We start from the raw sequence: 4518 nt of genomic DNA, 5'->3' as shown, positions 1-4518 counted from the left end.
GTTTAGTTTCACTAAACCAACTGGCAGAGTCTGCTTACTTAAGATATTGAACCGCCGTATACGGAACCGTACGTACGGTGGTGTGAGAGGACGGTAAATAAATTAATTATTTACCCCCTACTCGATTTTTCCCAATTAGTGTAAAATTTAGTTACTATTTATGTGAGGAGAAACGTTCATGTCTATAAAGAGCGAAAAGCAGTTTGAAGTGATTATTAAAAAGTTAGACCAGCTTTTAGAAGAAAACAAACAACTGAAAACAATCATCGCTCAAAAAGATGATGAACTTTCTTTACAGAAAGAACAGATTGAATTCTTAACTCAGAAACTGTATGGTCCAAAGAAAGAAACTCTGAAAAATAATCCGAATCAGGGGAATCTCTTCAATGATCACCTTTTTAGCGGACCAGAGCAGACTGGTGACCAAAGCGACGAGGATGAAGTCATTGTAACGAAGGTTGTCCGTCGCAAAAAACGTAAAGGGTTAAAAGACCAGCAGTTAGCGTCACTTCCGACAGTCGATCATATACATGAAATTGAATCCTGTACGTGTCCTACATGCAAAGAAGGAATGAAAGAAGTCAGTACGCAACTCATCCGCCAGGAAGTTAAATTTATTCCGGCAAGAGTTGAAAACCACAGACATTTCCAGAAAACGTATGCGTGTGCGAAATGCGAAAAAAATGGAACGCGAACACCCTTTGAGAAATCTGAGATTCCACGGCTTCCTTTAAATAATACAGCCGCGTCCGCTTCACTTATAGCAGAAACCATGTACCAGAAGTTTGAACAGAAAGTGCCTGCTTATCGGCAGGAAGTCTACTGGGATTTACTCGGCTATCCGATCCCCCGTCACACGATCACGAACTGGCACATTAAAACGGCACAGTATTATTTCGAAGAACTCGTATCTGAACTACGAAAAGAACTCCTGAACCATAAGGTTCTTCACGCCGATGAAACAACGTTCAAAGTACTGAACGATAAAGAACGACAAAAATCGTACATGTGGCTGTTTAGTACGGGCAAGTATAGTGAACGGGCCATACATATCTTTAAACTGGGTCCCTCTCGCAGCGGGTCAGACCCAAAGGACTTTTTAAATCAGTATACAGGCTATCTGCATAGTGACGGGTTTTCTGGATACACTAAGCTGTCAGGGATGACCCAGATTGCCTGCCTGGCTCATATTCGACGCAAATTCTATGATGCGCGGCCAACGAACTATTCCAGTAAGAGTATCGCTCACAAGGGCGTCACTCTGTGTAACGAGTTGTTTGCGCTGGATAAATCGTTCAATAAACTATCTGTCAGCGAGCGATATGACCGCCGATTGGAGCTACTGAAGCCTAAGCTTGACGCGTTCTTTGAATGGTGTGGTTCTCTGACCGCGCATGGAAAGCTGGGCACAGCGATCACCTATGCACTGAACCAGAAAGAGCGCATGATGAACGTACTCAAAGACGGTCGGCTCGTGCTTTCCAATAACTTAGCTGAACGAGGGATAAAGTCCCTCGTCATGGGAAGAAAGAACTGGTTGTTCTCTAAATCATTTGACGGCGCACGTGCTGTGGCGACCATCTTAAGCCTGGTTGAAACAGCTAAATCCAACGGATTACATCCGCGAAAGTATCTTGATTATTTATTGAAGCACCTGCCAAATCGACAAAATACACCTTTGGAGGCTTATTTGCCATGGAATCCAAAGGTGCAGATGGACTGTCGCTAAGACAGCCAGCTTATTCTACTCTTCGGACATCTCTTAGTATAGAGGTGTCCGTTTTTCAGTTGAAGGTACTCAACTATTCATCGCTTACGATTAAAAAAAGAGGATGGTAAAGTTTATCTGTTGATAAACACTACCAAAACGAAAAGATCTTACTATATTCACGCACAAGAAAGAATTACAGTACCATGCAAAACCAGAGCGTCCGGATGCACTGATGACGAGAAGACTGCAGGAGTTCCTTTGCGGACAGTGGGGGCGAAATGTCTATTATGAATATGTACCTCTTCCAGGGTTGGAATGCTCGAGGGAATGAGAAGTACAAAGAACTGGAAGCTAAAGAAGGCATGGTTGTACCAGGAACAGTTCCTGAAAAATACGAAGTGTTTGATGTGGTTCATAGCCTATATAATTTCTCAGAAGGGGAAGACAGCAAACCGGTAGTGGATGGGAAAGAAGCCGCTGACGGAAATGACTTCAAATACATTAAAAATCCTCAGGCTATGGCTGACAAGCCAGTACTGAAAGCACCTCTTGCTCAACTGCACAGCACACCATCAGAAAAATAAACGGATAGGATGTAATCAGATTTCATTAACCGAGATCAGATAATCAAGCGTTTATCTTTGAAACAGCAGCTCTTTCTCTGGTACTATTAAATTGATAAATCAAATAAGAGAGGATTGAAATGGATGAAAAAAATAGATGACACGCAAAAGAGTATTCTGATTGGAGTAGGGGTTGCGTTTTTAGTCGGGATTCTTACTTTTCTTTTTTCTTCTGACAATGCGAAGAAAAAAACGAAAGCAACAGTGAATCGGCAGAAAGCGAAGCACTATGTGAATGATAAATTTAACAGCAAAAGTGCAAAAAAATTAGTCAGCAAACTGACTGACGATGAAATTAATTTGCTCGCTGGTGCTGCTGGAAAAGTTAGCAATCTGGAAGATAAGTTCTCTGATATGGGTTCTGATATGAAAGATTATATGCAGGACAAGTCAAAAGATGCGAAAAAAGCATTTAAGAAAGTTAAAAAGTAGTCAGTTCCGGCTAAGTAAAAAAGGTCTCCTTTTATAGGAGGCCTTTATTTATAGAATGAGAAGATAGCACAGCAGCAGTTCATTCATGTTTTTCAAGGATAGACCGGTGGATTCATTGAATCGGTCCATCCGGTACTGTAGCGTATTGCGGTGTATAAACAGTTGTTTAGCAGCAACACTGATATTTCCCTGACTTTGCCATAAAGCTTGGATTAATTCGTGCCAGTCGTCTGAGGCATCGATTTGAGTTTTGAGTTCCTTAATTATGGCACTTTTTGCCAGCGCATCTTTTGTAAAATGATGCAGGGCAATATCCGGAAGCGAACTGACCTGATGGTGCATATGTGTGACTTCCTGCTGAAAAATATTCTGTTCTTCTTTAAATAAGTCATAAAGATTGTGGTCTGGTGTCCAGAATTGTCCAATATAAGCATGTGTTCTTATTGAAAAGTCATCCTCAAGTGTCTGGAGGATACCTGTTATTTCTTCATCAGAGAAATTCGGGGCGCCAGTATCCTGCACTATAAGACAGGTATCGCTGCTTATAAAAAAGACATCCAGAACAGGTTCGAATAATTGTCTGATTGAATCAATCCAGATTAAATAGTCGAATTGTGTATCTATTTTCTCCAGGTAGAGCTGAGTCAGACGTATCATCTGAGTGGTTTTAGGTGGAAGTTCTCTTTGGCCTTGAATCAGTTCAGCCCATTTAGAGTCCGAGACTGGAAAGGAAGAAGGCTCAATTTCCTGTTTAAGCATGACAAGAAGCTGCCACTCTTTTTCAGTCAGCTCTTTTTTCGGGATATGAATCCATTTATTTTTATAAGGAATGCGGAAAGTGTCTTCGTCCATAAATGGCAGATCGGACAAAACCGCTTCGGGATACAGTGTTTTCAAGTTTGCATAATCCAAACTTATTCCTCCTATCTCAATGTAGCTTAATTTTACCACTGTTTGATGCAAAGAGAAACTAAGGTATAATGAAGAAAAAGTGAATTTTGGAGCGATCGAGATGACTGGATACACCGAAAAAGAAATAGACCGATGGATGGCTGAAGCGATCATCGAAGCAAAGAAGGCCGAAGCAATATTAGAAGTCCCCATCGGGGCAGTGATTGTCAAAGATGGCCAAGTGATCGGCCGAGGACATAATCAGAGAGAAACGCTTCAGGAAGCCGCCGCTCATGCCGAGATGATAGCAATCAAGGAGGCGAATCAGCATCTGGTTAACTGGCGACTGGAAGAGTGTGATTTGTTTGTAACGTTGGAACCGTGTGTCATGTGCAGCGGTGCCATTGTACTTTCCCGCCTGCGTTCAGTTTATTATGGGCCGGCTGATCCCAAGGGAGGGGCAGTGGAGTCGTTGATGACTGTTCTTCAGGATGACCGTCTGAACCACCAGTGTGAGGTGCACAAGGGAGTCAGGAAAGAAGAGTGCTCAGCCTTGCTGTCTGATTTTTTCAGGACACTTAGAGAGAGAAAAAAGAGGGAAAAAGCCCTGAGGCAATCAGAAGCTTCCACTGAAGCAAACGAGTGAATCAGAAGGAGATATATGAACTTGCGTACTAATAGAAACCCGCCGGTCATCGAGACAGTATGAAATAAACTGTCTTGATGACCGGTGGTTTTTATCACCATTTGACAGAAGACTCCCACCTCTAAGCGAAGCGTAGGTGGGAGATGAATGCCTATTGAGCGAAGCTCAAAACAGCCCTTCTGATTTTAATGCTTTTCGCAACAGTTCAAGTACAC

The 4518-nt window shown here is 42.3% G+C and carries 6 protein-coding genes; 5 read left to right on the top strand and 1 reads right to left on the bottom strand.

Translation table 11 applies throughout. From position 1 onward, the window contains the following. Positions 1–178: 178 nt before the first annotated feature. From tnpC to ACYQ4S_RS10875, 4 genes are all read left to right on the top strand, one after another. The gene (gene tnpC / locus ACYQ4S_RS10890) at positions 179–1729 is read left to right on the top strand and encodes an IS66 family transposase (RefSeq protein ID WP_459771117.1); all 1551 of its coding nucleotides are present in this window, start codon (positions 179–181) and stop codon (positions 1727–1729) included. A gap of 154 nt (positions 1730–1883) precedes the next feature. Next, complete coding sequence (locus ACYQ4S_RS10885; RefSeq protein ID WP_459771119.1) at positions 1884–2042, top strand: manganese catalase family protein; 159 nt, start codon at positions 1884–1886, stop codon at positions 2040–2042. Then, positions 1990–2295, top strand: coding sequence for a manganese catalase family protein (locus tag ACYQ4S_RS10880; protein ID WP_459771115.1), 306 nt, complete (start codon positions 1990–1992; stop codon positions 2293–2295). The genes ACYQ4S_RS10885 and ACYQ4S_RS10880 overlap by 53 nt, the downstream gene beginning before the upstream one ends. 123 nt (positions 2296–2418) lie before the next feature. Then, entirely contained in the window at positions 2419–2766 is a 348-nt protein-coding gene (locus ACYQ4S_RS10875; RefSeq protein WP_346024224.1) for a hypothetical protein, read from the top strand. A 48-nt stretch (positions 2767–2814) separates the two neighbouring features. On the opposite strand, the gene ACYQ4S_RS10870 is transcribed toward ACYQ4S_RS10875, so the two are convergent. After that, the gene (locus ACYQ4S_RS10870; protein ID WP_459771114.1) at positions 2815–3678 is read right to left on the bottom strand and encodes a helix-turn-helix domain-containing protein; all 864 of its coding nucleotides are present in this window, start codon (positions 3676–3678) and stop codon (positions 2815–2817) included. Between the two features lie 100 nt (positions 3679–3778). Between ACYQ4S_RS10870 and tadA the strand changes: the two genes are divergently transcribed. Further along, complete coding sequence (gene tadA / locus ACYQ4S_RS10865) at positions 3779–4303, top strand: tRNA adenosine(34) deaminase TadA (protein WP_459771112.1); 525 nt, start codon at positions 3779–3781, stop codon at positions 4301–4303. The last annotated feature ends 215 nt before the right edge of the window (positions 4304–4518 follow it).

It is taken from the genome of Alkalibacterium sp. s-m-28, from assembly GCF_054658175.1.
This window is presented reverse-complemented; position numbering and strand designations above follow the sequence as displayed.

Coding starts and splice junctions, on each gene's coding strand:
- tnpC (WP_459771117.1), top strand. CDS start 179: ATGTCTATAAAGAGCGAAAAGCAGTTTGAAGTGATTATTAAAAAGTTA.
- ACYQ4S_RS10880 (WP_459771115.1), top strand. CDS start 1,990: ATGTCTATTATGAATATGTACCTCTTCCAGGGTTGGAATGCTCGAGGG.
- ACYQ4S_RS10875 (WP_346024224.1), top strand. CDS start 2,419: ATGAAAAAAATAGATGACACGCAAAAGAGTATTCTGATTGGAGTAGGG.
- tadA (WP_459771112.1), top strand. CDS start 3,779: ATGACTGGATACACCGAAAAAGAAATAGACCGATGGATGGCTGAAGCG.